The sequence below is a fragment of the uncultured Jannaschia sp. genome (genome assembly GCF_947494055.1).
Taxonomy (GTDB): domain Bacteria; phylum Pseudomonadota; class Alphaproteobacteria; order Rhodobacterales; family Rhodobacteraceae; genus Jannaschia.
This window is the reverse complement of sequence record NZ_CANLTR010000009.1, coordinates 64193-87758: the sequence shown is the minus strand read 5'-3', so window position 1 is coordinate 87758 and position 23566 is coordinate 64193. Positions and strand designations below refer to the sequence as shown.

Annotated in this window: 20 protein-coding genes and 1 tRNA gene; 8 read left to right on the top strand and 13 right to left on the bottom strand. The window is 68.1% G+C overall.

What is annotated here, in order from left to right; genetic code table 11:
• Window positions 1-15 precede the first annotated feature (15 nt).
• Window positions 16-1533 (bottom strand): helicase HerA-like domain-containing protein, encoded by a 1518-nt coding sequence (locus Q1A87_RS10655; RefSeq protein WP_299650909.1) that lies wholly within the window; start codon window positions 1531-1533, stop codon window positions 16-18.
• Window positions 1534-1922: 389 nt separating this feature from the next.
• Between Q1A87_RS10655 and Q1A87_RS10650 the strand changes: the two genes are divergently transcribed.
• Window positions 1923-2633, top strand: coding sequence for an invasion associated locus B family protein (locus tag Q1A87_RS10650; RefSeq protein ID WP_299650906.1), 711 nt, complete (start codon window positions 1923-1925; stop codon window positions 2631-2633).
• A 53-nt stretch (window positions 2634-2686) separates the two neighbouring features.
• Here the strand turns inward: Q1A87_RS10650 and Q1A87_RS10645 are convergent, their stop codons facing one another.
• The 4 genes from Q1A87_RS10645 to Q1A87_RS10630 are packed head-to-tail and all read right to left on the bottom strand — an operon-like array spanning window position 2687 to window position 6872.
• A complete protein-coding gene (locus tag Q1A87_RS10645; protein WP_299650903.1) occupies window positions 2687-3895 on the bottom strand; it encodes a beta-ketoacyl-[acyl-carrier-protein] synthase family protein in 1209 nt (402 codons plus the stop codon).
• A 9-nt stretch (window positions 3896-3904) separates the two neighbouring features.
• The gene (locus tag Q1A87_RS10640; protein ID WP_299650900.1) at window positions 3905-4171 is read right to left on the bottom strand and encodes an acyl carrier protein; all 267 of its coding nucleotides are present in this window, start codon (window positions 4169-4171) and stop codon (window positions 3905-3907) included.
• Window positions 4161-5246: a UDP-3-O-(3-hydroxymyristoyl)glucosamine N-acyltransferase gene (gene lpxD / locus Q1A87_RS10635; RefSeq protein WP_299650897.1), complete on the bottom strand. Its 1086-nt coding sequence runs from the start codon at window positions 5244-5246 to the stop codon at window positions 4161-4163. Before lpxD ends, Q1A87_RS10640 begins: the two co-directional genes overlap by 11 nt.
• Window positions 5247-5288: 42 nt before the next feature.
• On the bottom strand, window positions 5289-6872 hold the full coding sequence (locus Q1A87_RS10630) for a L,D-transpeptidase family protein (protein WP_299650894.1): 1584 nt from the start codon (window positions 6870-6872) through the stop codon (window positions 5289-5291).
• Window positions 6873-7145: 273 nt separating this feature from the next.
• On the opposite strand from Q1A87_RS10630, the gene Q1A87_RS10625 reads away from it, so the two are divergent.
• Window positions 7146-7721 carry a DUF882 domain-containing protein gene (locus tag Q1A87_RS10625; protein ID WP_299650891.1) on the top strand — a complete coding sequence of 192 codons (576 nt, stop codon included), beginning with the start codon at window positions 7146-7148 and terminating at the stop codon, window positions 7719-7721.
• A gap of 67 nt (window positions 7722-7788) precedes the next feature.
• On the opposite strand, the gene Q1A87_RS10620 is transcribed toward Q1A87_RS10625, so the two are convergent.
• From Q1A87_RS10620 to Q1A87_RS10600, 5 genes are all read right to left on the bottom strand, one after another.
• Window positions 7789-8853 (bottom strand): ABC transporter ATP-binding protein, encoded by a 1065-nt coding sequence (locus Q1A87_RS10620; RefSeq protein ID WP_299650888.1) that lies wholly within the window; start codon window positions 8851-8853, stop codon window positions 7789-7791.
• Between the two features lie 61 nt (window positions 8854-8914).
• A complete protein-coding gene (locus tag Q1A87_RS10615) occupies window positions 8915-9346 on the bottom strand; it encodes a hypothetical protein (RefSeq protein ID WP_299650885.1) in 432 nt (143 codons plus the stop codon).
• 66 nt (window positions 9347-9412) lie between these two features.
• A complete protein-coding gene (locus Q1A87_RS10610) occupies window positions 9413-11401 on the bottom strand; it encodes a Hint domain-containing protein (protein WP_299650882.1) in 1989 nt (662 codons plus the stop codon).
• Window positions 11402-11790: 389 nt separating this feature from the next.
• Window positions 11791-11875: transfer RNA gene (locus tag Q1A87_RS10605), tRNA-Leu, on the bottom strand.
• A gap of 49 nt (window positions 11876-11924) precedes the next feature.
• Window positions 11925-12788 (bottom strand): neutral zinc metallopeptidase, encoded by an 864-nt coding sequence (locus Q1A87_RS10600; RefSeq protein ID WP_299650879.1) that lies wholly within the window; start codon window positions 12786-12788, stop codon window positions 11925-11927.
• Between the two features lie 62 nt (window positions 12789-12850).
• On the opposite strand from Q1A87_RS10600, the gene Q1A87_RS10595 reads away from it, so the two are divergent.
• Both Q1A87_RS10595 and Q1A87_RS10590 read left to right on the top strand, forming a co-directional pair.
• The gene (locus Q1A87_RS10595; protein ID WP_299650876.1) at window positions 12851-13429 is read left to right on the top strand and encodes a YqaA family protein; all 579 of its coding nucleotides are present in this window, start codon (window positions 12851-12853) and stop codon (window positions 13427-13429) included.
• The gene (locus tag Q1A87_RS10590; RefSeq protein WP_299650873.1) at window positions 13426-13884 is read left to right on the top strand and encodes a disulfide bond formation protein B; all 459 of its coding nucleotides are present in this window, start codon (window positions 13426-13428) and stop codon (window positions 13882-13884) included. The genes Q1A87_RS10595 and Q1A87_RS10590 overlap by 4 nt, the downstream gene beginning before the upstream one ends.
• Here the strand turns inward: Q1A87_RS10590 and Q1A87_RS10585 are convergent.
• A complete protein-coding gene (locus Q1A87_RS10585; RefSeq protein ID WP_299650871.1) occupies window positions 13881-14360 on the bottom strand; it encodes a hypothetical protein in 480 nt (159 codons plus the stop codon). The two genes, Q1A87_RS10590 and Q1A87_RS10585, sit on opposite strands and share 4 nt — an antisense overlap.
• A 129-nt stretch (window positions 14361-14489) precedes the next feature.
• Here Q1A87_RS10585 and gyrA point away from each other — a divergent pair, with 129 nt between their 5' ends.
• From gyrA to gluQRS, 4 genes are all read left to right on the top strand, one after another.
• A complete protein-coding gene (gyrA, locus tag Q1A87_RS10580) occupies window positions 14490-17267 on the top strand; it encodes a DNA gyrase subunit A (RefSeq protein ID WP_299650868.1) in 2778 nt (925 codons plus the stop codon).
• 94 nt (window positions 17268-17361) lie between these two features.
• On the top strand, window positions 17362-18204 hold the full coding sequence (locus Q1A87_RS10575; protein ID WP_299650865.1) for a LysR family transcriptional regulator: 843 nt from the start codon (window positions 17362-17364) through the stop codon (window positions 18202-18204).
• 38 nt (window positions 18205-18242) lie between these two features.
• Window positions 18243-19592 (top strand): methylenetetrahydrofolate--tRNA-(uracil(54)-C(5))-methyltransferase (FADH(2)-oxidizing) TrmFO, encoded by a 1350-nt coding sequence (gene trmFO, locus Q1A87_RS10570; protein ID WP_299650861.1) that lies wholly within the window; start codon window positions 18243-18245, stop codon window positions 19590-19592.
• Window positions 19593-19596: 4 nt separating this feature from the next.
• Window positions 19597-20418 (top strand): tRNA glutamyl-Q(34) synthetase GluQRS, encoded by an 822-nt coding sequence (gene gluQRS / locus Q1A87_RS10565; RefSeq protein ID WP_299650858.1) that lies wholly within the window; start codon window positions 19597-19599, stop codon window positions 20416-20418.
• Between the two features lie 49 nt (window positions 20419-20467).
• Here gluQRS and Q1A87_RS10560 read toward each other — a convergent pair whose 3' ends face one another.
• Together Q1A87_RS10560 and Q1A87_RS10555 are read right to left on the bottom strand one after the other, a co-directional pair.
• Window positions 20468-22330, bottom strand: a complete 1863-nt coding sequence (locus Q1A87_RS10560; protein ID WP_299650855.1) for a BCCT family transporter — start codon at window positions 22328-22330, stop codon at window positions 20468-20470.
• A gap of 166 nt (window positions 22331-22496) precedes the next feature.
• Entirely contained in the window at window positions 22497-23480 is a 984-nt protein-coding gene (locus tag Q1A87_RS10555; RefSeq protein ID WP_299650852.1) for an MDR family oxidoreductase, read from the bottom strand.
• Between the last annotated feature and the right edge of the window lie 86 nt (window positions 23481-23566).

The window sequence follows — 23566 nt, the reverse complement described above, 5'->3', positions numbered from 1 at the left end:
CGCTTCGGCCCGTCGTCAGCGCCCCCGGAACAAGCCGCCGAGGACGCCGCGCAGGACGGTCCGGCCGACCTGCGTGCCGAGTGATCGTGCCAGCGATTTGGTGAAGGCGTCCCCGACAGTATCGCCACGGGACGACCGGCGCGATGCATCGCCACCCGACGGCGCCGTGTAACGCCGCCCCGACTTGTACCTCCGCTGCTCGCTCGCTTCTTCTGACGTAGCCGATTCCGCGGCGCGTTTTGCCAAGATCTCGTAGGCGCTCTCGCGGTCCACGGTCGTGTCGTAGCGTCCCGCCACAGGTGAGGCCGCGACGATCGCGGCCCGCTCCGCCACCGAGATCGGACCGAGGCGCGAAGCTGGCGGCCGGATCAGGGTCCGCTCCGCCATGCCGGGGACGCCCTTGCGGTCGAGGAAGGACGTGACCGCCTCTCCCGTGCCCACCTCGCGAATTGCCTCCGCGATGTCGAAGCGCGGATTCTCGCGGTAGTTCTGCGCCGCCTGCGAGAGAGCGCGCCGGTCCTTCGCGGTGAAGGCGCGCAACGCGTGCTGCACACGATTGCCGAGTTGGCTGAGGATGTCCTCGGGAACGTCCTCGGGGTTCTGCGTCACGAAATAGACCCCGACGCCCTTCGACCGGATCAGCCGAGCCACCTGCTCGACCTTGTCGATCAGCGGACGGGGGGCCTCGTCGAACAGAAGGTGCGCCTCGTCGAAGAAGAAGACGAGCTTCGGCTTCTCCGGATCGCCCACCTCCGGCAGCTGTTCGAAGAGCTCCGACAGGAGCCAGAGCAGGAACGTCGCATACAGACGGGGTGCGTTTATCAAACGGTCGGCCGCCAGGATGTTGACCTGCCCCCGCCCGTCCGACGTCGTTCGCATCAGATCCGACAATTCCAGCGCCGGCTCTCCGAAGAGCCGATCACCGCCCTGCCGCTCGAGTTGCAGCAGCCGCCGCTGGATCGCGCCCACGGAGGCGGTCGACACGTTGCCGTAACGCAGCGACAGATCCTTGCGGTTCTCCCCGACCCAGACCAGCAGCGATTGTAGGTCCTTCAGGTCGAGCAGCGCCAGCCCCTCCGCGTCGGCCACGCGGAACGCGATGTCGAGGACGCCCTCTTGCGCATCCGTCAACTCCATCAGCCGGGCGAGCAGCAGCGGTCCCATCTCGGAGATCGTCGTGCGCACCGGATGCCCGGCCTCGCCCCAGAGATCCCAAAAGGTGACGGGTGCCGGGGCGTAGCTGAGCTCGAGGCCGATCCGCGCTGCCCGTTCGAGAAACGCCGGGTGCAGGTCGTGCACGTCCGAGCCGGGCATGGCGAGCCCGGCGAGATCGCCCTTCACGTCGGAGAGGAAGACCGGCACGCCCGCGTCCGCAAAGCCCTGCGCCAGGATCTGCAGCGTTACGGTCTTGCCCGTCCCGGTTGCGCCGGCGATGAGTCCGTGCCGGTTGGCGTGGTCGAGCCGAAGTCCCTGCGGCTCGGCGTGATCGGTTCCGCCGCCCCCCAAGAAGATCGTTTCCCCCGCGTGCTTCATGATCGCGCCCCCGCCATTAACCGGATCTTAGAACCACTTTGCCATAACAGCGGCAGATCGGGGCGCACAGTGTCGTCCGCCTCGGTTTGTCTCCCTGTCGAACTGGCCGCGCGGCTCCCACCGCGCGGCTTTTTTCGTGTCGAACGCCGCCGATTTCGTCGGTTGACGGCTTAGAACCCGCTGCCTATGGTCTGCCCCATCAAGTCGGCCAGTCCGACGGGGAGAGAAAAAATCACGGGAAGGGGCCTTCGTTCGAGGCCCCTTTTTCATGTTCGAGAATCCGCTCGCGAAGCCGTGTCGCACTCCGCGGTCGCACCCCCGATTCGCCCCCTGCACACCGCCCGAACGGCATGATATCGGGCGCAGGAAACCTCGACAGGAGACTTGCCTTGCCCGTTCATCCGATCCGTTTGCCCGCAGCGCTCGCGCTCGCCCTCGTACTCGCCGCTCCCGCCTTCTCCCAAGAGCCCGATGCGCCGGAGGCTGACATAACGGCCGGCGAGGAGGTCGTCCCGACGCCCGACGCGCCGGCGGCCGGCGCTCCGGCGGCGGATGCCGCAACTGCCACAGGCGAGGCCGACTCCGCCGCACCCGGCGGCGATCTGTCGGTCGGGCAGGATGTCGGCGAGGCGCTCGGCGGCGGCCCCGAGATCTACGTCCGCGAGGAGCACGGCGATTGGCAGGTCCGCTGCCTCCGCGCGCCCGAAGGCCAGGAAGATCCTTGCCAGCTCTATCAGCGCCTCGCCGATCAGAACGGCAACCCGACGGCTGACGTCAACATCTTCGACCTGCCCGATGGCGGCGATGTCGCGGTGGGGGCGACGATCCTGACCCCGCTGCAGACGCTCCTGACGGCGCAGGTGACGATGACCATTGATGGCGGCGAGCCCCGGCGCTACCCGTTCAGCTTCTGCGACCCGTCGGGGTGCTATTCCCGGATGGGCTTCACCGAGGAAGACGTGGCGGCGCTCAAGCGCGGGTCGACGGCTACACTCGTCGTCGTCCCGGCGCTCGCCCCGGACCAGGCGGCGGAACTCGCGATGTCGCTGTCCGGATTCACCGCAGGTCTCGCGGCGGTCGAGGTCGTGGACCAGGAATAATTCGAACGCAACCGCGACGGAGGGCCTTGGCACATGCCGGGGCCCTTTGCGTTTCAGGGCGCGACAAGCGCCAGCACGGCGTTCATCCCCCCGAAGGCGAAGGCGTTGGAGAGGCAGGCCGTGACGGGAACCTCGCGCGCGACGTTCGGCACCACGTCGAGATCGCATTCCGGATCGGCCGCGCACCAGTTCGCCGTCGGCGCGATCACCCCTTCGGTCAGCGCCATCAGGCAAGCCAGGAGCTCGATTGCGCCGGTCGCGCCGATGCAATGACCATGCATAGATTTCGTCGAGGACACGGCCACGTCGTCCGCGGCCGACCCGAGAACCTCCCGGATCGCGGCGCATTCGGTTCGATCGTTCGCGGTCGTCCCGGTGCCGTGCGCGTTGATGTAGCCGATGTCGCGCGGATCGAGCCCGGCATCGCGCAGCGCTCCGGCCATCGCCCGGGCGGCGCCGACGCGCGAGGGTGCGACGATATCGGCTGCGTCCGCATTCATTGCGATGCCGGCGATCTCGCCCAGAATCGTCGCGCCGCGCGCCAGTGCGTGTTCGCGATCCTCAAGCACGAACACGCCGGCCCCCTCGCCCTGCACCATTCCCGATCGCGTTGCGCAAAACGGGCGGCAGGTATCCGTCGACATGACGCGCAGACCCTCCCAAGCCTTCACGCCGCCGAAGCAGAGCATCGCCTCCGCCCCGCCGGTCAGCATCACGTCAGCCATTCCGGCGCGGATGATCTGGACGGCCTGCGCAATCGCATGGTTCGAGCTCGCGCAAGCGGTCGAGACGGTGAAAGCCGGCCCCTTCAGGTTGTGAAGCATGCTGAGATGCGAGGCGGCCGCATTCGCCATCAAGCGCGGGACGACGAAGGGATGCACCCGGTTCTTCCCGGCCTCGTAGACGGCCCGGAAGTTCGCGTCCTGCGTCGTCAGCCCACCGCCGGAAGTGCCGAGGATCACGCCCGCCCGCTCGGCCCGGGCCGATGCGATCTCCAGCCCAGCCTCGGCCATCGCCTCACGCGCGGACAGGATGGTGAATTGCGTCGCCCGGTCGTAGAGCGCGAGTTCCGACCTGTCGAAGATCGCGGCCTCGTCGTGGTCCCGCACCTGCGCGCCGATCCGGATCGTCAACCGGTCGAGATCGCGCATCTCCAGCGGACCGATCGCGGAACGCCCGGCCCGCATCGCGGCGAGCGTCGACGGCACGTCGCGCCCGAGCGCGTTGATCGTCCCCCGGCCGGTGATGACGACGCGGCGCACCGGCCCGGATCAGTCGTGCTGCTCGGCGACGAGACGCTCGACCGCCGCGACGATGGCGCCGACGGAGGAGATGTCGAAACCTTGTGCGCCCGGCGCGTTGGCATTGAACGGCACTTGGATGTCGAACGCCTCCTCGATGGCGAAGATCGCCTCGACCACGCCCATGCTGTCGATGCCGAGATCTGCCGGCGCCTGGTCGTCGGTCACGTCGTCCGCGTCGATCATTGCCTGCTCGGCGAGGATCGTATGAACCTGAGCGCGCAGGTCAGCCGCCATCACCGCCTCCGACGCGCTTGCGAAGATCCGCGAGCTGTTCGAGCGCACGCGGAAGGCGTCGCAAAGCGCGGTACATGGCCATGTTCGTGTCCATCTTCACCGCCGGCGAGCCCATGACGACCTCGCCCGAAGCGACGCGCGTGTAGATGTTCGTCCCGCCGCCCGCGACAACGTCGTCTCCGATGGTGATGTTGTCGTTGACGCCGACCTTGCCCGCCAGGACGACCCGGTTGCCGATCGTCGTGCCACCCGAGACGCCGACATGCGCGCAGAGCAGGCAATCCTCGCCGATCCGGTCGTTGTGGCCGATCATCACGAGGTTGTCGATCTTGGTGCCACGTCCGACCACCGTGTTCGCGATCGTGCCGCGGTCGATCGTCGTGTTCGCGCCGATCTCCACGTCGTCGCCGATCTCGACCGAGCCCAGCGAATGGATGCGGGTCCAGTTCTGCGCCCGGATCTCCCCCTGGTCGCCCAGAGATTTGCGGGCGCGCTCGACGCCGGATTCCTCGGGCGTGACGAAGCTGAACCCGTCGCCGCCGATGACCGCGTTGGGCTGCACGATGACCCGGTGGCCCAGACGCACGCGCGCGCCGATCCTGACACCTTGCATCAACAGGACGTCGTCTCCGAGGACCGCCTCGTCGGCCACCGTAGCATGCGCCGCGATCCGGGCTCGAGCACCGATGCGGGCGCCCGCCCCGATCACCACGTAGGGACCGATCGCGGCGTCCGGTCCGATTTCGGCCCCGTTCTCGACGATCGCCGTCGGATGCACGCCGGGCACGATGCGCGGCCCCGCATCGAGCGCAGACGTGATCCCTGCCATCGCCAGACGGGCCCGCGGGACGAGGACGGCGCCTTCGAGGCCCATCGCGCGCCAATCGGCCCCGTCCCAAAGGATGGCGCCGCGCGCATGCCCCTGCCGCAGGGCGTCGCCGTATCCCGGCGACATCGCCAGGGCGAGATCGTCGGGCCCCGCCGCCGCCGGTTCCGCCGCCCGCGCGAAGCGCAGGCTGCCATCCCCCTCGACGGGACGGCCCAGCGTGTCGGCGATCTCGGACAGGGTGAACATGCAAAGCCTCCGTCGGAAGCCGTGCCGCTCCCGACCGGGGACTTAACTGCGCTCCGCCGACAGTTCCACCCCGGCGTCGCGCAACGCGTCGAGCAGGGTGGCATCCCGACCATACGGATCGCCGCGATACTGGACCCGTCCCTCCGGCGAGACCCAGGCCGACCAGTAGACGATATGGACGCCGATCGGCCGCTCGAGGTTCACGCGCGTCTCCCGGCCGGTGGCGAGCCTGCTGTCGAAATCTCGTTCGGGTGTGTCGGATTGCGCCGCGAGAAGGTGATAGGCCAGTTCCAGCGGACGCGCGACGCGGACGCAGCCGTGGCTGAACGTGCGGACGTCGCGAGCGAACAGGCTGCGGGCCGGCGTGTCGTGAAGGTAGATGTTCCAGCGGTTCGGAAACATGAACTTCACCCGGCCGAGCGCGTTCTGCGGGCCCGGCGGCTGCTTCAGGCTGAACGGAAAGGTCGCGGCGGTGTAGCGGGTGAAGTCGATCGCGCTGGGGTTCACCTTGCCGTTGCGGGAATAGACGTCCAGATGCCGGGCGCCGCCGCGCTGGAGCGCCGGAAGATACTCGTTCACCGTGATCGAGCGGGGCACGTTCCAGGTCGGGTTGATGACCATGTGGGTCATCTCGTGGCTGAATTCCGGGGTGCGGCGGCCGGGCGTGTCCTTGCCGACGACGACAATCGTCTCGAAGGTCACGCGGCCGTCGTCGACGACATAGGCGCGTTGCTCCGCAAGGTTCACGAGGATATGCCGCGGCTCCAGCGGCCTGTTCATCCAGCGCTGGCGTTCTAGACCGACGAGGATCTGACCCAGACGGACCTCGACCGGCACGTTGAGCGCGGCCCGCGTTGCCGGGCCGGCCTGCCCGTCGGGGTCGAGCCCGTGATCGGTCTGGAAATCGCGGAGCGCCGCTTCTAGCGCCGCATCGAAGACGGCGGAGGCGGTGCGGTCCAGATAGCCCATCCGCATCATCCGGTCGCGCAGCGCCACGACCCCCGGCCCGACGTCGCCGGGGCGCAGCGTTCCTTCCGGGACACCCGGCCCCCAGCCGCCGGCGGCCCCGATCTCCTCCAGCCGCAATTTCTCCCGCAGAAGACGACGGTAGACGGGCGACTTCGGCCAGAGCGACTGCAAGGCGGTCTCCGGATCTCCTGTCGTGAACGCTTCGAGAAGCTTCGCCGGGTCGGGTGCAGCGATCTCGAGCTTGATCTCCGGGTCGACACGCTCCGGCTCGAGGATGCCTGCGCTCACGTCTCTCGCAAAGCGCAGCAATCGCCGTGTCATCGCCACCTCCAGAGCACCGCGAGCGGCGCCATCGGAGGCGCGGGCGAACTCCGCGCGGATGACCGCCGGGTCGTAGCGCGCGATCGGCAGACCGTGCGAACCGGCTCGGTCGAGCGCACGCAGGAACGCCGCACGTCGCGCGACGATGGCCCGGTCGCCTTCGGGTCCCATCCAGATCGGCGCGAAGTCACGCGACCGATAGAACGTGGCCACCACCGGATCGTCGGACGCGGCCTGCGCGACCGCGAGGGTCAGCGGCGTGATGCGCGGCGTGCCGGCCGCCGGCATGGCGGTGAGCAGGGTCGCCAGCGAGAGCATGGTGGCGCGGAGAAGCATTTCGGACGTCCCGGCAGATGGTTGCGCTTTCTGATCTAGCCGTACGGTCCCACGAGTTCGTTAAGGGGACGAAAAGATTCTCCGATTAGGCAGACCGGCAACATCCGCCCTAGCCCGCAGAATGCCCTGTGCTTGGCGGAATTTCGCCCACGCCCCGCCGCCCCGGGAACAATGTTCGAGAATCGGATGAATTGTGCGACACAAATCCTGTCACATGGGGATGAGACACCTGAGGCCGCGTTAGACGGTCCAAGCAGTGAACGGGGCAGAATTGTGACCAATCAAACGTGTGCAGGCACGTCGATCTCTCGACGTGGGCTACTCGGTGCGTTCGCGGCAACCGCCGTGGCGGCCGCGCCCACCTATTCCAACGCCGCTGGGTTCCTCCGGGGCGGCGGCGACATCCGCCGCATTAAGATGTACAATCCGCGCACCGGCGAGGCGATGGACACGATCTACTGGGTCGATGGCCGCTACATCGGCGAGGCGATGCGCGAGATAAACGTCTTCTTCCGGGACTGGCGGCGCAACGAAGTCCATCCGATCGACAATCGGACGCTCGATATCATCGCGGCGACGCATCGGCTCGTGGACGTGCGCGAGCCGTTCATGCTGCTGTCCGGATACCGCTCGCCGGCGACCAACGCCATGCTGCGCGCCAGGTCGCGCGGCGTGGCGAAGCACTCCCTGCACCTCGAAGGTCAGGCGGCGGATCTGCGGCTGACCTCGCGGTCGGTCAGCCAGGTCGCACGCGCGGCGGCGTCCTGCTCGGCGGGCGGCGTCGGCAAGTACAGCCGGTCGAACTTCACCCACGTCGATTGCGGCAATGTCCGCAGCTGGGGCGGCTGACGACAAGAAGAATCGGTTCGAACGCCGTCGCGTCCCACGCGGCGGCGTCGTTCGTCAGGCTTGCGGGTCACCGCCGGAAGACGAAGCAGCGTTCCCGCCGGATCGACAGCCAAAGCACCGTGCCGGGCTTCGGCAGGAAGACTGCCGGCACCGTTGCGGTGACCGTTTGCCCGTCGTCCATGGCGAACTCGACGAGGCTCTCCTTTCCCATGAAACGCGCGCGCTTCACCATGCCTCGGGCGGGCGTGCCCTCGGCCGCGGTCGGGTGCGGCCCGCGGCCCCCACGGTCGAAGTCGATGCGCACGTGCTGGGGCCGGAACACGATGTCCACTTCGGTTCCGTCGGGTTGTCCGGGGGCGAGGAACTGGCCGAACGGCGTCTCCGTCAGCGCCCCCCGCACGGTGCCGGTCAGCGTGTTGATGTCGCTGAAGAACGCAGCCGCCGCACGGTCCACGGGGGCGTTGTAGATGTTGTAGGGCGCGGCGTGCTGCACGATCCGCCCGTCACGCATCAGCGCGATCTCGTCGGCCATCCGCATCGCCTCGTCGGGTTCGTGCGTGACGAGGAGCACGGCGGTCCCCTCCTCCTTCAGCACGCTCAGCGTCGCATCTCGGATCTCGTCGCGCAGACGGTTGTCGAGACCCGAGAACGGCTCGTCCATCAGCATGATGCCCGGACGCGGCGCCAGGGCACGGGCCAGCGCGACGCGCTGCTGCTCGCCCCCGGAGAGTTCGTGCGGATGCTTCGCGTCGTAGCCCGCGAGGTCCACGCGTTCGAGGAGTTCCGCCACGCGCGCGGCGGAGCGCGTCCCGCGCGGCAAGCCGAAGGCCACGTTCTGCGCCACGTTCAGATGCGGGAAAAGCGCGAAATCCTGGAACATCAGCCCGACGCCGCGCGCTTCCGGCGGAACGTGCACCGAACCGTCGGACACGATCCGGCCGTTCAGCGCGATGGAGCCCGCATCCTGACGATCGACCCCGGCGATCAGGCGCAGCGTCGTGGATTTGCCGCAGCCGGACGGGCCGAGGAGGCAGGTCACCTGACCGGCGGGAACCGAGAGCGAGATGTCGTCCACCACGGCCCGCCCGCCCAGCCTGCGGACGAGACCCTGGATCTCCAGCCGAGATGTCATTGAAAGCCCGAGCGTTAAGGTCGGGTTGCCCTAGCAACCCGGCCCGGTCGGGTAAACCGCCTCAGAGAACTTCGCCGGCGACTTTTTCCTGACGCGCGTAGATGTAGAACAGGAAGGTGAGAAGCAGCACGAGCCCCGTCGTGACCCAGACGAGCGCCCCGCCATCCGCCAGCGCGACCATCGTCGGCTGCGCGAAGAACAGCGCCCATATCGCGAGCACGAGCAGCGTCAGGAAGGCGAAGGCGAGCATCCAGACCGCCGCCCGCACATGCGCGAGCAGGCAGAGCGCGCCGACCAGCGCCAGAAGCGAATGCACTGCCCAAACGACATTCACCCAGGTCGGCAGCGTTTCCAGCCACACGATCTGGTCGCGGGGATAGAGACCGAGCCAGGCGACCTCGAGCCCGTAGACGATGAGGACGTATTCCGCCGCCGCGAGAAGGCCGTAGATCAGTGCGATCCAACCCATGACGTAGAAATGCCAACGCCGCATAAGCCCTCCGCGCGTGTCCGTCCGCACCGGTTATCACGAAAACCGGGGGGTACAAACGGGAATGGGTCAGAAGCGCAGCAACGCCGCCTCGCGCCGCTTCAGGGCCGGCCGGGCGGCGGGATAGGCGCCTGCATCCTGCGCCAGTTCGGGAAAGAGCCGCAGTATCTCGATCCGGCTGTCGGGCGCGAGCCCGGAAAGCGAATGCGGGCCCGGCTGGAAGCTCTCGGTCCAGGCCCCGTCGGACAGGACGAGCTGGTGTCGTTCGAACAGGAGGTGGAGGTAGCTCACCGGTCCCCGGGCCTCCCGCGTGATGCCGGGCCGGCCGACCAGATGGCGGGCCGCCACGAGCGCTTCGTCCAGCCCGAAATAGAGCGCCGTCATCGGGTCGGAGACGAGGACGCGGTGCTGTGGCGAGACGCGCATGTCCCGCTCCGGCAGGCCACGCCCGAGGGCGCCCTTGGCGATCCGCACCGGACGGAGCGTCTCGTCCGCCGTGAGATCCGCCTCCGAAAGGTCGCGCCGTCCGATCCATCGGACCGGCTGCAAGCCGTCGTCCCGTGTCCGCACGCGGTCGCCGGGCCGGAGGCATTCGACCGCGACGTCTCCGGCCGCGGTCGCGATCCGCGTGCCGGGGGTGAAGCAGGGAACAACGCGCTCGATCTCCTCGAAGCGCGCGAAGCCGCCCCGGTCGAATCGCACGATTCCTGATTCCGGATCGCGGCTGTCGTAGATGATCGAGCGCGGATTCGTGCCGCGCAGATCGAGGATGTCGTAATCGTCGCCCCCGGCCCCGCCGTCGATCCGGTCGCCCGCGGTCGCGCCGAAGATGATGTCCCGGTCGTCGCCGCCGAAAATGTCGTCGTTCCCGGCCCCGCCGGTCAGCCGGTCGTCGCCCGCGCCACCGGACAGGTTGTCGTTGCCGCCGTCGCCCGACAGCACGTCGTCGCCGTCCCCGCCGATCAGGTTGTCGTTCCCGGCCCCCCCGGAGAGCGTGTCCGCATCGGCCCCACCGGCAAGCAGGTCGTTGCCGTCGTCGCCGCGCAGGATGTCGCGTCCGTCGCCGCCCCGGAGATCGTCGTTCCCGGCCCCGCCATCGAGCAGGTCGTTCCCGATGCCGCCGAACAGCGTGTCGTTGCCGTCGCCGCCGAACAGCCTGTCCGACCCCTCGGCGCCGTCGATGACGTCGTTGCCGTCATCCCCCTCGACCGTGTCGAACCCGACGCCGCCGGCGATGGTGTCGTTACCAGTCCCGCCGAGAAGGAAATCGTCGCCAAAGCCCCCGTCGATGCGGTCGGCGCCGGCTTCGCCGTCGATCACGTCGTCGCCCACGCCGCCCTCGACGACGTCCTTGCCGGCACCTGCGGCGATCTCGTCGTCGCCGGCGAAGCCCCGGATCGTGTCGTCGCCGGCGCCGGCGCGCACGATGTCGTCGTCGCCGCGCTCGCCCGGCAGGAACGCGTCGTTCCCATCGATACGGTCGCCGTCCCTGTCGGTGTAGCCGACCTCGATCAAATCGTCGCGGTCGGTCCCGTCGACGATACCGTCCGGCTCCGGCGTGGTATCTGCGGTGAACACGAGGTTGTCGACGGCGCCCGATCCTTCGAGCGTGACCGTCATCGACTTCACGTTCGCGGTGTCGAGGGCGAGCTCGACCTGTCCACCATCGCCCGTCCGAACCTCGCGGGTCAGCAGGCTGCGGCCATCGACGTCGAAAAGCTCGACCGTTGCACCGTTCTCGATGTCGAGGAGCAGGAGGGAATGCAGGAATGCCAGCCGATCGAAGACGAAGCCGAAGATCCCGCCATCGGCATTGTCGTCGGGATCGGACCGGTCCTCGTCCTCCGACAGGATCAGGACCTTGCGAAGGTTGGTCGTCGCGAGATCGCTATCCCCCCCGGTCGGTCGCGCGGTGTCGAAGGCCATGACCGGGTGGCGCCCGTTCGGCGATCCGTCGGGCCGCAGGGAATCGATCCGCACCCCGAGCGAGGCGTACTGATCCGAGACGATCGTTCCGGCGGCGAGGTCGTCGAATCCGATCCGGGTACGATCGGTCATCGGCAGGCCACGCGAGGACGAAGCGCGCGAGACGCGTCGCGCGTCAAGCTATCCCTTTCGAGATCCACAATAGCTGTCATCGTCGTTCAACCTCCGCCCCGTCATCATGGGCCCGGACGGCGAAGCGGAGTCGGAGTCCTCTCAGGCGGGCGCGGGAAGACGGGCGTGGCACCGGGGCGATCCCACGCGCTGCGGCAAGGGGCCGAGCGTCTGGATCGTCACCGGAATTGAACCAGTGCGTTCTCCGCGGCCGCCCCCCGGAGGCCCGTGCACCGCCCCCACCCGGACGTGCGGCCTTTGTATCGAATTTTCAGATATTCACAACGCATCAAAGCGCGCGGGGTGCATCCGGATCGGATGTGTCGCCTTCCAGCCTCGCACCTGGGACTTGGTACCCGTGGCCGGACTCGAACCGGCAAGCCTTGCGGCGGCGGATTTTGAATCCGCTGCGTCTACCAATTCCGCCACACGGGCCCCGTTCGGGCGACAGCCGTGCCCTAGCCCCGACCCGCATGAAGGTCAATCACAGACGCTGGGCCGAGAACGTGTCACAAGACGGAACTTCGCCCGACTCGAACCCGGTCTGGAACCATCGCGCGCGCTGCTCCGACGTGCCGTGGGTGAAGGTGTGCGGCATCGGCACCTGCCCCGCCCGCTCCTGCAGCACGTCGTCACCGATCTGGCGTGCCGCGTTCACCGCCTCCTCGATGTCGCCGCGTTCCAGCGTGCCGAACTGCGCCTGTGTCTGACGCGCCCAGATGCCGGAGAGGCAGTCGGCCTGCAGCTCGATCCGGACCGAGATCGCGTTGGCCTCTTCCTGCGAACTCTGCGCGCGGACACGGTTGGCCTGGCCGAGTATGCCGAGCTCGTCCTGGACGTGATGCGCGACCTCGTGAGCGACCACGTAGGCCGCCGCGAAATCGCCACCCGCGCCCAGTCGCTGCTCGAGCGTCGTGAAGAACGCGGTGTCGAGATAGATGCGGTTGTCGGACGGGCAGTAGAACGGACCGGTCGCACCGCTCGCGCCGCCGCAGGGACTCTGGGTCACTTGCGAATAGAGGACGAGGATTGGCGGGTCGTAGGGCTCGCCGACCTGTGTCTCGAACACGTTCGCCCAGACGTCCTCCGTATAGGCGAGGACGACGGAGACGAACTCGCCTTCGGCCTCCTCCGCCTCGCTCAGGGGCCGGGTCTCGCCGGCCGTGTCGGTGTAGCCGCCCCCGCCGCCGCCCTGCAGCAGCGGCGTCAGGTCGATGCCGAGGAACCAGCCGATGATGACCACGACGATCAATCCGAACCCGCCGACGCCACCGGCCAGCCCCGCACCGCCACGCCGTCCCCGGCGATCCACGATATTGCTGCTGCCCCTGCGTCCGCGCCACTGCATAACGATCGTCCTCAAATGCTTCGCGCTTGACCCTGCCCGTTTTCCATGGAACCGGCAACGCCATGATCCGCAAGCTCTACGACTGGACCCTGTCCTGGGCGGCCCATCCGCAGGCGATCTGGGTCCTCGCCGTGGTGAGCTTCATCGAGAGCTCGGTCTTCCCGATCCCGCCCGACGTCCTGCTGATCCCGATGGTCCTCGCCGCGCCGCATCGCGCCTGGATCATCGCAGCCGTCTGCACGATCGCCAGCGTCCTCGGCGCACTCCTCGGCTACGCGATCGGCTATTTCGCCTGGGAGTCGCTGGGCGAGCCGATCCTGACCGCGCTCGGCAAGGGCGACAGCTTCGAGGCGTTCCGCCTGCGCTACAACGACTGGGGCGCCTGGGCGGTACTGATCGCGGGCGTCACGCCCTTCCCCTTCAAGGTCATCACGATCCTGTCTGGCGCGACGGGGCTTTCGGTGCCGGTCTTCGTGATCTCCTCGATCGTCGCGCGGGGCCTGCGCTTTTTTCTCGTGGCAGCGCTGCTCTGGCGTTTCGGCCCGCCGGTGCGGGACTTCATCGAACGGCGGCTGGGTCTCGTCTTCACGCTGTTCTGCGTGCTTCTCGTCGGGGCGATCTTCCTCGTGAGGTACTTATGAGACGCCTCGTCGCCCTCGCCACGACGGGCCATGTCGGGCTTCTGGGTGGGGCGTTCCTGTTCCAGCTCGCGGGCTATGCGCCCTGCGCCATGTGCCTTTGGCAACGCTGGCCGCATGCCGTCGGGATCGCGCTCGGCATCGCGGCGCTGGCCGGGCTTTGGCCCCGCGCGATGGCCGGCCTCGCAGCGCTCGCGGCGCTCGTGACCGCGGGAATCGGCGCCTTCCACGCGGGCGTCGAGCAGGTCTGGTGGCCCGGCCCCGCCTCCTGCACCGGGTCCGGCGCGGGGATCTCCGGCATGTCCGGCGGCGACCTGCTCTCCACCGATATTCCCGAGACGCTTGTCATGTGCGACGACATCGTCTGGCAGTTCGGTCTCACGATGGCGGGTTGGAACGCGGTCCTGTCGAGTGTCTTAGCAATCGTCTGGATCACCGCGGCGCTGAAACGACCCTAGTCCTGTTCGCGCGGTCTTGTACGACCAAGCGCCCTGCGGATACAGGGAAAGAATGGCCGACGGATGTCACCACCATCCAAGATTGAATAACCCTCCATTGCAGCGAACACCCACTGCGCCGAAGCGTAGTCCTCGGCGATACTTGTCCGCAAATAACGCTCAAATACGGTACGGGAGAGGTCTCCCTTATCCAAAAGAAAGCAGATTAGGTCGTACCGATTGAACACTTCGGTCAGTTCGAGGCGGAATGTACGCCATTGCGGCAGAGCAAAATCCGCCACTTCGCTACGCCCGACATCTTGCCGCCGCAGGACTTCCAGAACCCGAAGGCGCACACGAACGAACTCGTTGCTCTTAAGGCTCATCGTTAAGTTGACGGCACGTAGCCGATCGTCGCGCCACTTCGCTAACAGGAAGCCGATCCACCCACCGATCGCCGCAGCCCCAACAGTCACCAGCACATTCGTCGCATCCATGTGGAAAGTGTACATGGCCGGAGACGCATCTCAACTGCATACGATACGGGTACGGTGTTGAGCCTATATTCAGCGGGTGCTAGGAAAGGGCACAACTACATCTAGGCCCCCGACGGGGTGGAGCTTTGCATGAACGACGAGCCGCAAGACCCTGAAAACACGGACGGTGAGCCGGAAGGCAGCGGGCGTGCGGTGATGGCTCATGCGGGGCCGCAGATCTCCATCGTCGACGAGATGCGGACCTCGTTCCTCGACTACGCGATGTCGGTCATCATTTCCCGCGCGATTCCCGACCTCCGCGACGGGCTGAAGCCCGTGCATCGCCGCATCCTCTATTCGATGCACGAGACCGGGAACACGCACGACAAACCCTACCGCAAGTCCGCCCGCCCCGTGGGTGACGTGATGGGCAACTACCACCCGCACGGCGACAGCGCGATCTACGAGGCGCTGGTGCGGATGACGCAGCCCTTCTCGATGTCGCTGCCGCTCCTCGACGGACAGGGGAACTTCGGCTCGATGGACGGGGACAACGCCGCGGCCTTTCGCTACACCGAGGTGCGGATGGCCAAGTCCGCCGGCGCGCTTCTGGCCGACATCGACAAGGAGACCGTCGATTTCGTCCCGAACTACGACGGCAAGGACACCGAGCCGACCGTCCTGCCGGCCCGGTTCCCGAACATGCTCGTCAACGGCGCGGGCGGCATCGCCGTCGGCATGGCCACCAACATCCCGCCGCACAATCTGGGCGAGGTGATCGATGCCTGCCTCGCGCTGATCGAGAACCCGGACCTGTCCTCCGAGGCGTTGATGGAGATCGTCCCCGGACCGGACTTCCCGACCGGCGCCACGATCCTCGGGCGCTCCGGTATCCGGAAGGCCTATCTCGAGGGGCGCGGCTCGGTCATCATGCGGGCCAAGACGCGGGTGGAGGAAACCCGCAAGGACCGCTTCGCCATCGTCATCGACGAGATCCCCTACCAGGTGAACAAGGCCGTCATGGTGGAGCGCATCGCGGAGGCCGCCAAGGAACGGCGGATCGAGGGGATCGCGCATGTGCAGGACGAATCCGACCGCGTGGGCGTCCGCGTGGTGGTTGAACTCAAGCGCGACGCGACGCCCGAGGTCGTGATGAACCAGCTGTTCCGCTTTACGCCGATGCAGACGTCCTTCGCCTGCAACATGCTGGCGTTGAACGGCGGCCGGCCGGAGCAGTTGACCCTGCGGGGCTTCCTTACCGCCTTCCTCGACTTCCGCGAGGACGTCGTCGCCCGCCGCACCGCCTATGAGCTGCGCCGCGCCCGCGAACGCAGCCACGTGCTCTGCGGCCTCGCCGTGGCGGTGTCGAACGTGGACGAGATCGTACGCACGATTCGCGCCTCCGCCGATGCCGCCGCCGCGCGCGAGGCGCTGATGACGCGCCGCTGGCCGGCCGAGGAGATCGCGCCGTTCATCCGGCTGATCGACGACCCGACCCACAAGATGAACGACGACGGCACCTACAACCTGTCGGAGACCCAGGCCCGCGCGATCCTGGCCCTGCAATTGCAGCGCCTGACCCAGCTCGGCGTCAAGGAAGTGACCGACGAGCTCGAGGAGCTGGCCGGCAAGATCAAGGACTACCTCGACATCCTCGGCTCCCGCGCGCGCATCCTCTCGATCATCGAGGACGAGCTGCGCGAGGTCCGCCAGCAATTCGCCGTGCCCCGCCGCACCGAGATATCGGACTGGTCCGGCGACATGGACGACGAGGACCTGATCGAGCGGGAGGACATGGTCGTCACGATCACCGCCTCGGGCTATGCCAAGCGCACGCCACTCGGCGAGTTCCGCGCGCAGAAGCGCGGCGGCAAGGGCACGGCCGGCATGTCAACGAAGCAGGAAGACGTGGTCACCACGCTCTTCGTGGCCAACACCCATACGCCGCTTCTGTTCTTCACGACCGACGGAATGGTCTACAAGCTCAAGACCTGGCGCCTGCCGCAGGGCGGGCGCACGGCGCGGGGCAAGGCGCTCGTCAACCTGCTGCCGATCACCACCGGAACCGGCATCGCGGCGATCATGCCGGTGGACCGCGACGAGAAGGATTGGGGCGATTTGCAGGTCGTCTTCGCCACCGATCAGGGCACCGTGCGCCGCAACGCGCTCAGCGACTTCGCCAACGTCATGCGTAACGGCAAGATCGCGATGAAGTTCGAGGGCGAGAGCGAGGGGTGGCACCTCATCAACGCGCGCATCGCCTCGAACGACGACGACGTGATGCTCGTCACCCGCTCGGGCCGGGCGATCCGCTTCCCTGCGACCGACGTGCGCGTCTTCAACTCCCGCGCCTCGACCGGCGTCCGCGGTATCCGCCTCGGCGAGGACGACGCAGTCGTCTCGATGGCCGTGATCCGGCATTTCGACGCCACCTCGGAGGAGCGGACGGCTTACCTCAAGATGCGCCGCGCGATGGCGGGCCTGTCGGACGAGGCCGAGGGCGACGAGGAGGAGGCGCCGGCCGATCCGAACTTCTCGACGGAGCGCTACTCGGAGATGTCGGCGGCCGAGGATCTGATCCTGACCATCACCGAATCCGGGGCAGGCAAACTGTCCTCCTCGCACGACTATCCCGTGCGCGGGCGCGGCGGCATGGGCGTCGGCGCCCAGGACCGCGCGGCGCGAGGCGGCCCGATCGTCGCGGCCTTCCCGGTCGAGATGGACGACCAGATCATGCTCGCCACCTCGACCGGCCAGTCGATCCGCTGCCCCGTCGACGATATCAGCTTCCGCTCGCGCAGCGCCGGTGGCGTGCGTGTCTTCGACACGCGGGGCGGCGAGAAGGTCGTGTCGGTCGCGCGCGTTGCCGATAACGGCGCCGCGGGCGAGGATGGCGGCGCCTCGGACATGATCGACCCGGAGACCTGACGAAATCCGCAAGTCCGGGATGGCATTCTCGCCATGTCGCCGCTAGCGTTGTTGGCGACGCCGGAGTGGAGTTGCGGACCGGCGGGGGAATGCGATGGATCTCGATAATTGGGACGACCTCAGATTCGTGCTCGCGATGAAGCGGCACGGAACGATGTCCGCCGCTGCCCGCTATCTGAACACCAACGTCGCCACCGTCTCGCGTCGCATCGACCGACTGAGCCACGATCTCGGTCTGCCGCTTTTCGAGAAGCGGGGCGCGGCCTTCAAGGCCACGCGCGCGGCCGACCGGCTTGCCGAGGTCGCGGAGGAGCTCGACCAGCGCCTGCGGGGGGCGTTGGGCAACCTGCGGAGCGGTGAGGCCGGCGACCGCGTCGGCATCGAGATCTCGGCACCGCCCGCCGTCCATGCGCATTTCGTTCTGCCGCGGACGGCGGAGCTGGCCGAGACGTTGCCGCAGATCATGCTCACCCTGACCGACAAGGTCTATGCCCAGGGGCTCGGCGAGGCCGACATCCAGGTCCGCATCGGGCGTCCACTGGGCGGGCGGCTCAAGGCGCGCAAGTTCCGCGATTACGCCACACGTCTCTATCACGGGCGCGATCATGTCCTGAACGGCGAATGGATCGGCCTGTCGCACCGCTATCCCGACGCGGACGCGGCACTCGAGATCTATCACGGCGCGCATCCGGAGCCGCGCTACAGGGTGGAGGAGATGCCGATGGCCCTGGAAATGATCCGTGCCACCGGCCTGCCCGGTATGCTGCCGGACTTCCTCGTCGGGCCGGAGGACGGGCTCGTCGTGGCGGATTTGCCGGACAACGCGCGTTCGAGCGAGCTCTGGATCACCTATCACGAAACGCGGCACGGCGACGCCAACCTGCGCGCGGTGGTGGACTGGTTCTGCGGCGCGCCCGCGAACGGGGCGTCGGGCTAGGCTTCCCTCCGGGCGCAACCGCGCGTATCCCGTCATCCATGACCGAGACACTCCACATCGTCGGCGGCGGCATGGCCGGCTGCGAAGCCGCATGGCAGGCCGCCGAGGCCGGCATCCCCGCCGTGATCCACGAGATGCGGCCGCGCGTCGGCACCTTCGCCCACCGGACCGGGTCGCTGGCCGAGATGGTCTGCTCCAATTCCTTCCGCTCCGACAACGACGAACAGAACGCCGTGGGCCTCCTGCACTGGGAGATGCGCGCGGCGGGCGGGCTGCTGATGGCGATGGCCGACGCGCATCGCCTACCCGCCGGCGGTGCGCTCGCGGTGGACCGGGACGCCTTCGCCGAAGCCGTCACCGCGCGCATCCGGGCGCATCCGCGTATCGAGGTGGTCGACGAGGAGGTGACTGCGCTGCCCCGCGAGGGCCGGTGGATCGTCGCGACCGGCCCGCTCACCGGCTCGAAGCTCGCCGCCGCCATCGCCGCCGAGGCCGGGCAGGACGCGCTCGCCTTCTTCGACGCCATCGCGCCGATCGTGCACGCGGACTCCATCGACATGACGCGCGCCTGGCGGCAATCGCGCTACGACAAGGGTGCGACCGAGGCGGAGCGGACCGCCTACATCAACTGTCCGATGGACCGCGACACCTACGAGGCGTTCATCGACGCCCTTCTCGCTGCCGAAACTGCGGAGTTCCACGAGGGCGAGACCGCGGGCTATTTCGACGGCTGCCTGCCGATCGAGGTGATGGCCGAGCGCGGGCGCGAGACGCTGCGCCACGGGCCGATGAAGCCCGTCGGCCTGACCAACCCGCACCAGCCGGACGTGAAGGCGCATGCCGTCGTCCAGCTTCGCCGCGACAACGCGCTCGGAACGCTCTACAACATCGTCGGCTTCCAGACGAAGATGAAGTACGGCGCGCAAAAGGCTGTCTTCGCACTGATCCCCGGTCTGGAGGAAGCCCGGTTCGCGCGGCTGGGCGGCATCCACCGCAACACCTTCATCAACTCGCCGACGCTGCTCGATGGGGAAATGCGGCTGCGCACGCGGCCGAACATCCGCTTCGCCGGTCAGATCACCGGCGTCGAGGGCTATGTCGAGAGCGCGGCGATGGGCTTGCTCGCGGGCCGTCTAGCCGCGGCCGAGATCCACGGCGAGACGTTGCCGCCGGTGCCGCAGACGACCGCGATGGGTGCGCTCGTTACGCACATCACCGGCGGCGCGGAGGCCAGGACCTTCCAGCCGATGAACGTGAACTTCGGCCTGTTCCCCCCGGTCGAGGCACGTGGCGGGCGGCGCGGACGTCCGGCGCGCTACAAGATGTACACCGACCGGGCGAAAGCCGACTGGACGGGCTGGCTGGGGCTGCGGCAGGCGGCCGAATAGGGCCATGCCCGTCACCCGCTTCGCGCCGTCGCCTACGGGCCCGCTGCATCTGGGCCATGCCTGGGCCGCGATGGTGGCGCACGACCTGGGCGAGATGCATCTCAGGATCGAGGATATCGACAGGCAGCGGTCGAAGCCCGAATGGGAGACGGCGATCCTGGACGACCTCTGCTGGCTCGGGCTCGACTGGACCGGCCCCGTGATGCGACAGTCCGACCGGATGGCGGCTTACGGTGCCGCGCTGGACCGGCTCTGGTCGGCGGGGCTGCTGTTCCCCTGCACCTGCAACCGCCGGGACATCCTCGCCGCCGCCAGCGCCCCTCAGGAGGGCGCGCCGCTCCACGGGCCCGACGGCGTGGTCTATCCCGGCACCTGCCGCGGCGCCTCGCGCGCCGGGCGCCGGCCCGAGGGGGTGGCGCTCCGGCTCGACGCCCGCGCGGTAAACGATCTCGCCTGGACCGAGGGGGGCGCGTTCCGGACGATGGACCCGCGGACCTTCGCGGACACGATCGGCGACGTGGTCGTGGCCCGGCGCGACTTCGGCACCTCCTACCACCTCGCCGTGACGGTGGACGACGCGGCGCAGGGAATCGACCTCGTCACCCGCGGCGCCGACCTGGCCGAGGCGACGCCGATCCATGTCGCGCTGCAAAGCCTGCTAGGGCTGCCCTCGCCCACGTATCACCACCACGATCTCGTCCGCGACACCGCCGGCCGCCGGCTGGCCAAGCGCGACGACGCCCGCAGTCTCGCCACCTACCGCGATGCGGGATGGTCGGCGACGGCGCTCAGGGCGCGGCTGCGAGAAAGCCGGATTGCACCCTGAACGAAAACGGGGGCCCGAAGGCCCCCGCACGGCATCTCGTCGAGAGGTCCTATTCGGCCGCGACCGCCTCTTTCACCGCCGCGCGCTCCGAGGCGAGGCCCTTCCAGATCGCCACGCACATCAGCAGCAGCACGATCGTGAACGGCAGGCCGGTCGAGATCACCATCGATTGCAGCGCGCCGAGCCCGCTCGCCGAGAGCAGCAGCACCATCGCCACCGCGCCCTCGAAGATGCACCAGAACACCCGCTGCGGCACCGGCGCGTCGATCTTGCCACCGGCGGTGATCGTGTCGATCACCAGCGAGCCGGAATCCGACGAGGTGACGAAGAACACGATCACGAGGATGATCCCGATGAGCGAGGTCAGGGTCGCGAGCGGAAGCTCCTCCAGCATCTTGAAGAGCTGCAGTTCCAGCGCGGCATCCTGCGCGCCGGTATAGCCGTCGATCAGCACCTGCTGGATCGCCGTGCCGCCGAACACGCTCATCCAGAGCACGCAGACCAGCGACGGGATCAGCAGGACGCAGACCACGAATTCCCGCACCGTGCGGCCGCGGCTGACGCGGGCGATGAACATGCCGACGAAGGGCGACCAGGAGATCCACCAGGCCCAGTAGAACGACGTCCACCCCTGGCTGAAGTTCACGTCCTCGCGCCCGAACGGGTTCGAGAGCGCCGGGAGATAGGTGAAGTACGCCAGCAGGCTGTCGGCGAACCCGGTGAGGACAGCGAGGGTCGGCCCGACGAACAACACGAAAAGCAGCAGCAGAACAGCCAGTCCCATGTTGATTTCCGAAAGCACCTTCACCCCGCCGTCGAGGCCGCGAATAACGGAGATGAGCGCGACGCCCGTGATGACGGAGATCAGCAGGACGAGGAGCACGCCGGAATTCTGCGTCCCGCTCTCCTCGGTATTGCCGAAGGCCATGCCGAGGAAGGTCCGTGTGCCTTCCGCGGCGTCGCCCGATCCGAACAGGTAGGTCAGGCCGTTCGCCGCCTGCGTCGCGCCGAAACCCAGCGACGTTGCGAGGCCGAAGAGCGTCGCGAAGACCGCAAGAATGTCGATGACGTGACCCGGCCAGCCCCAGATGCGCTCCCCGAAGAGCGGGTAGAAGGCCGAGCGCAGCGTGAGCGGCAGGCCCTTGTTGTAGCTGAACAGCGACAGCGCCAGCGCGACGACCGCGTAGATCGCCCAGGGGTGCAGGCCCCAGTGGAAGATCGTCGCCGCCATGCCGAGGCGGACCGCCTCGACCTCGTTGCCGGTCGCCGCGCCGAGCGGCGCCCAGTCCGACCGGGCGGTCGCGGCGGCGAAATCGGCGCGCGCGTCGCCGAGGCCCGCCCCGTCCAGTCCCGTCTCGACGGCTTCGGGCGACGGCGCGACGAGGCCCATCGCGTCGCCGAACTCGGTCGGGTCGTCCTCGCCGAGATAGGCCACGCCGTAGGACAGGTCGCCGTTCGCCGTGGAGAAATGCGTCAGCGGCTCCGAGACGCCGTAGAACATCAGGCCGATGCCCATGCCGGCCGCGAAGAGCATCGAGAACCACGCGACGTATCCGTAATCCGGACGCGCCGCCACGCCGCCCAGCCGCACCGAGCCCATCGGCGTGATGATCAGCAGCAGGCAGAAGAGAACGAAGATGTTGGCGGAAAGCAGGAAGAACCAGTCGAAGCCTTGCGTCACCGAAGCGAAGAGCCAGCTGAAGAGATTGGTGGCCTGATCGGGCAGGACGAGCGTGTAGAACGTGAACGCGACGATCACGAGCGCGGAGATGGCGAAGACCGGGTTGTGGATGTCGAAGCCGAACGGCCCGACACGTCCGTCGATATTGTCCTGGCCGACATTGTAGGCCGTGTCGATCGTATCGGCCTCTCCGTCGGGGGCGGGTATGCCCTGGCCTGTCGTGTCTGTCATCTTCGCCCCCGTCGCTTTCTTTGTAGAAATCGCGCAACGTTCGTCTCCGGTCGGGACGCATCGTTGCCGGATCTGATGGCCACATTAACGTTAAAGTCATCATTGGCCAGTCCGGAAGCGGCCTCCGGGCAACTCTGTCGCCCGTTCGGCACAGCCCCCGGGTCCGTCAGCCGCGCAGATCGACCACGACCCGCCCCCGCACGCGGCCCTGGAGGATGTCCGCGCCGAGCTTCGGCAGGTCCTCCAGCGTCGCCGGCACGACCATGGCTTCGAGCTTCTCCATCGGCAGAAGGTCCGCGATCCGGTGCCAGGCGCGGACCCGGTTCTCGTAGGGCTGCAGGACGGAGTCGATGCCGAGCAGGTTCACCGCCCGGAGCAGGAACGGGATAACCTTCGCCGGGAGGTCCGCGCCGCCGGCGAGACCCACGGCGGCTGCCGAGGCGCCGTATTCCATCTGCCCGAGCACCCGCGCCAGCATCGCACCGCCCACCGCGTCGACGCAGCCGCCCCAGCTCTCGCTCTCGAGCGGGCGCTTGACCGTCTCGGCCAGGTCCTCGCGCGGAACGATCCGGGACGCGCCGAGGCCCTGCAGGTATTCCGCCTGCTCCGGCCGCCCGGTCACCGCCGCCACCTCGCGCCCCATCGCGGCGAGAAGCGCGACGGCGACGGATCCCACGCCGCCCGCCGCGCCGGTCACGAGGATCGGACCCGTCTTCAGCCCGTGATCCTCCAGCGCCTGCACGGCGAGCATCGCGGTGAAGCCCGCCGTCCCGACCGCCATCGCCTGCCGCGTGTCCAGCCCGTCGGGCAGCGGGACGAGCCAGTCCGCCTTCACCCGCGCCTTTTGCGCGTATCCGCCCCAATGCGCCTCGCCCACGCGCCAGCCGGTGAGGACGACCTTGTCGCCGGGCTTGTAGCGGTCGTCGTCGGAGGCCTCGACGGTGCCGGCGAAGTCGATACCGGGCACGTGCGGATAGGTCCGCACCAGCCCACCGCCCGGTCCGATGCAGAGCCCGTCCTTGTAGTTCACCGTCGAGTATTCGACCGCCACAGTGACGTCGCCTTCCGGCAGGCGGCTCTCGTCGATCTCCTGCACCGAAGCCTGCGCTCCGTCTTCGGTCTTCTCGACCAGCAGTGCCTTGAAGCTCATCGCGTCATCCCCTCGCTCGCTGTCCCGCCCATCGGCGCATCCCGACGTGCAATGGTCAACCGTCGCAAGTCCTGTGCCGGCCATGC

Excerpts from the sequence above, each read along its gene's own strand:
- Q1A87_RS10575 (WP_299650865.1), top strand. The coding sequence starts at position 17,362 with ATGGATCTCGATAATTGGGACGACCTCAGATTCGTGCTCGCGATGAAG.
- Q1A87_RS10610 (WP_299650882.1), bottom strand. The coding sequence starts at position 11,401 with ATGACCGATCGTACCCGGATCGGATTCGACGACCTCGCCGCCGGAACG.
- lpxD (WP_299650897.1), bottom strand. The coding sequence starts at position 5,246 with ATGTTCACCCTGTCCGAGATCGCCGACACGCTGGGCCGTCCCGTCGAG.
- Q1A87_RS10640 (WP_299650900.1), bottom strand. The coding sequence starts at position 4,171 with ATGGCGGCTGACCTGCGCGCTCAGGTTCATACGATCCTCGCCGAGCAG.
- Q1A87_RS10630 (WP_299650894.1), bottom strand. The coding sequence starts at position 6,872 with ATGCTTCTCCGCGCCACCATGCTCTCGCTGGCGACCCTGCTCACCGCC.
- Q1A87_RS10560 (WP_299650855.1), bottom strand. The coding sequence starts at position 22,330 with ATGACAGACACGACAGGCCAGGGCATACCCGCCCCCGACGGAGAGGCC.
- Q1A87_RS10595 (WP_299650876.1), top strand. The coding sequence starts at position 12,851 with ATGATCCGCAAGCTCTACGACTGGACCCTGTCCTGGGCGGCCCATCCG.
- Q1A87_RS10615 (WP_299650885.1), bottom strand. The coding sequence starts at position 9,346 with ATGCGGCGTTGGCATTTCTACGTCATGGGTTGGATCGCACTGATCTAC.
- Q1A87_RS10590 (WP_299650873.1), top strand. The coding sequence starts at position 13,426 with ATGAGACGCCTCGTCGCCCTCGCCACGACGGGCCATGTCGGGCTTCTG.
- Q1A87_RS10555 (WP_299650852.1), bottom strand. The coding sequence starts at position 23,480 with ATGAGCTTCAAGGCACTGCTGGTCGAGAAGACCGAAGACGGAGCGCAG.
- trmFO (WP_299650861.1), top strand. The coding sequence starts at position 18,243 with ATGACCGAGACACTCCACATCGTCGGCGGCGGCATGGCCGGCTGCGAA.
- Q1A87_RS10655 (WP_299650909.1), bottom strand. The coding sequence starts at position 1,533 with ATGAAGCACGCGGGGGAAACGATCTTCTTGGGGGGCGGCGGAACCGAT.
- gyrA (WP_299650868.1), top strand. The coding sequence starts at position 14,490 with ATGAACGACGAGCCGCAAGACCCTGAAAACACGGACGGTGAGCCGGAA.
- gluQRS (WP_299650858.1), top strand. The coding sequence starts at position 19,597 with ATGCCCGTCACCCGCTTCGCGCCGTCGCCTACGGGCCCGCTGCATCTG.
- Q1A87_RS10600 (WP_299650879.1), bottom strand. The coding sequence starts at position 12,788 with ATGCAGTGGCGCGGACGCAGGGGCAGCAGCAATATCGTGGATCGCCGG.
- Q1A87_RS10620 (WP_299650888.1), bottom strand. The coding sequence starts at position 8,853 with ATGACATCTCGGCTGGAGATCCAGGGTCTCGTCCGCAGGCTGGGCGGG.
- Q1A87_RS10585 (WP_299650871.1), bottom strand. The coding sequence starts at position 14,360 with ATGGATGCGACGAATGTGCTGGTGACTGTTGGGGCTGCGGCGATCGGT.